Source organism: Oscillochloris sp. ZM17-4 (assembly GCF_019599295.1).
In the GTDB taxonomy this organism is placed as follows: Bacteria; Chloroflexota; Chloroflexia; order Chloroflexales; family Chloroflexaceae; genus Oscillochloris.
Genome location: NZ_JAIEWN010000024.1, coordinates 31,993 through 34,917, shown reverse-complemented (window position 1 = coordinate 34,917; position 2,925 = coordinate 31,993). Strand labels below are relative to the sequence as shown.

Below are 2,925 nucleotides of genomic sequence, written 5' to 3'. Positions count from 1 at the left end.
GGCGACCGCCTAGCGGTGCGCCGCATCCGCGCCGAGGCTAGCTGGGGCCTCACGCGGGCCTACGGCTTCTCGGGCGACCTGGAGTCCGCCGCGCGCTGCGCCCGCGAGGGCGCCGAGATCAGCCTGTGGGCCGGCGACCAGTGGGTGGCCGCGATGATCGAGCTGACCCTGGGGGCCAGCTATGTGCTGGCCGAGCGCCCCGCCGAGGGCCTGGCCATCCTGGAGCAGGCCCTCGCGCTCATGCGCGAGTGCGGTGATAGCTTCGGCCGCGCCGCCGCCCGGCTCTGGATGGCCATCGCCCACGGCGACCTGGGTCAGCGCCAGCACGCCGCCGCCTGTGTGGACGACCTGCTGGCCCTCTGCGCGGCTAACGGCTACGACTTCTTGCTGACCCGGCCGAGCTTGCTCGGCCCGCCCGACCCGCGCCGGGCCGTGCCGCTGCTGCTGGCCGCCCGCACCCGCAGCGTCCACGGCGACTATGCGGGCCGCCTGCTTGCCGGGCTCGGCCTGGGCGAGCTTCAGGCTCACCCCGGATACCAGCTGCGCGTGCAGACGCTGGGGGCCTTCCGGGTCTGGCGAGGCGGCCAGGAGATCGATGCGCGGGCTTGGCAGCGCGACAAGGCCCGCCAGCTCTTCCAGCTGCTTGTCACCCGCCGGGGGCGCTGGCTCCAGCGTGAGGAGATTGTGGATCTGCTCTGGCCGCAGCTCGGTCGCGAGGCCGCCGGCCGCGACTTTAAGGTGGCGCTGAACGCGCTGAACAAGGCGCTGGAGCCATCCCGCGCCGCCGACACGCCCGCCGCCTACGTCGCCCGCGACGGCAGCGCCTACCGGCTGCGCCCCGAGGCCGACCTCTGGATTGATAGCGCGGCCTTCACCACGTCCTGCGCGGCTGGCCTGAGCCTGCTCGACAGCGACATGATCGCTGCCAGCGCGGATGCCTTGCGCACGGCCCTCAGCCTGTACGCCGGCGACTACCTGCCCGACGCGGCCTACGAGGACTGGGCCGGCGCCGAGCGTGATCGCCTGCGGGCCACATTCCTGCGCGCCGCCGACCGCCTGGCCGCCGCCCTGACCGAGCTCGGCCACGATGATGAGGCCCTGGAGGTCTGCGGGCGCATCCTGGCCGAAGATAGCTGCTGGGAGCGGGCCTACCGCCTCCAGATGCTCGTCCACGCCCGTCAGGGCAACCGGCCCCAGGCCCTGCGCTGCTACCAGCGCTGCGCCGAGGCCCTCGACGCTGAGCTGGGCGTCGCCCCCGCCCCCGCCACCCGCGACCTCCACGAGCGCATCCGCCGCGGCGACACCTCCCTGCCCCGTGTAACCGATCTGTAACCGCCGCGCAACCGCAGGGTGCTACGCTCACTCTATCCCTGACGAACCAAACCTACTCATGTCTATGGTTGGGGCGACGTAGTCGCCCCAACCATAGACATAATGAAGAATCGCAATGGACGCGACCGCGATCGGCATCGTTGCCGCAGGCACCTACATCCCCGAGCGCAGCCTCGGCCCGGCCGAGATCGGCCGGCTGGCCGGCCTGCCCGAGCAGGTTGTCGCCGAGAAGCTCGGCATCCTGCGCCGCCCCGTGCCCGGCCCCGATGACCACCCCGGCGCGATGGGCCTCTGGGCCGCCCAGGACGCCCTCGCCCGTGCCCGGATCGAACCCCGCGAGCTTGATGTCGTCCTCTGCACCACCGAGGAGTACAAGGAGTACCCCCTCTGGACGGCCGGCGTCAAGCTGGCCCACGACCTGGGAGCCTCCCGCGCATGGGCGATCGACGTGCAGCTGCGCTGCGCCACCACTATCGCCGCGCTCCAGCTCGCCCGCGGCCTCTTCGCCGCCGACCCGAGTGTCAACACGATCCTCATCGCTGGCGGCTACCGCAACGGCGACCTGGTGGACCCACGCAACCCGCGCACCCGCTTCATGCTCGACCTGAGCTGCGGCGGCGGGGCGCTCGTCCTGCGCCGTGGCCACCCGCGCAATCGCCTGCTCGGCGTCTCGGTGCTCTGTGACGGCTCCTTCTCGCTGGACGTGGTCATCCCGGCCGGCGGCACGGTCGAGCCGATCACGCCCGAGGCGATCGAGGCCGGGCGCAATATGCTCGATGTGACCGACCCCGAGGGCATGAAGCGCCGGCTCGACGGGCTGTCGATGGGCAACTTCCTGGCCGTGATCGACGGCGCCCTGGAGCGCAGCGGTCGCTCGCGGGCCGACATCGGCTACCTGAACATCCTGCACATGAAGCGCTCGGCCCACGACTTCGTGCTGCGCGAGCTCGGCCTGCGCGAGGAGCAGTCCTGCTACCTCAGCGAGACCGGCCACGTCGGCCAGCAGGACCAGATGATCTCGATCCAGAAGGGTCTGGAGACAGGCCGCCTGCGCGACGGCGACCTGATGGTGATGGTGGCCGCCGGGATCGGCTACGCCTGGGCGGCGGCGTGTGTCCAATGGGGATGACTTTTTATGCTGGGTGTCGGCGGCTCTGCCGCCGACACCCAGCATAATGTATCGTGATGGCGGATGTCTATGCAGATGTTTCTCGGTGACTGGCTGGGCAGGCGGGCGAGGCTGACGCCCGATACGGTGGCGCTTCTCGATGCTGAGAACGGGATGTCCCCGGTGACGTACCGCGCCTGGGACGAGGCCGCCGGCCGCACGGCCAACCTCCTGCGCGGCCTGGGCGTGCGCAAGGGCGACCGCGTCGCCGTCCTGTCCCTGAACTGCGTGGCCTACCTGGACATCTGGTTCGCCTGCGGGAAGCTCGGCGCGATCATGCAGCCGCTCAACTACCGGCTCACCCCGGCCGAGCTGGCGGCCCTGCTCGATGACGCGACGCCCTGCGTGCTGATCTTTGGCCCGGAGTACGCCGAGGTGGCAGGGCAGCTTCGCGCAAAAGAGACATCGGTGCGGCACTGGGTGGC

General features: G+C 71.1%; 3 protein-coding genes. All 3 read left to right on the top strand.

Translation table 11 applies throughout. The features are described from left to right. On the top strand, positions 1 to 1,332 hold a 1,332-nt coding region (locus K2Z83_RS17170; protein ID WP_305082509.1), incomplete at its 5' end, for a BTAD domain-containing putative transcriptional regulator. 115 nt (positions 1,333 to 1,447) lie between these two features. Beyond that, positions 1,448 to 2,461, top strand: coding sequence for a 3-oxoacyl-ACP synthase (locus K2Z83_RS17165; protein WP_220596414.1), 1,014 nt, complete (start codon positions 1,448 to 1,450; stop codon positions 2,459 to 2,461). Between the two features lie 69 nt (positions 2,462 to 2,530). Then, on the top strand, positions 2,531 to 2,925 hold a 395-nt coding region (locus tag K2Z83_RS17160; protein WP_255604131.1), incomplete at its 3' end, for an AMP-binding protein.

Coding starts and splice junctions, on each gene's coding strand:
- K2Z83_RS17165 (WP_220596414.1), top strand. CDS start 1,448: ATGGACGCGACCGCGATCGGCATCGTTGCCGCAGGCACCTACATCCCC.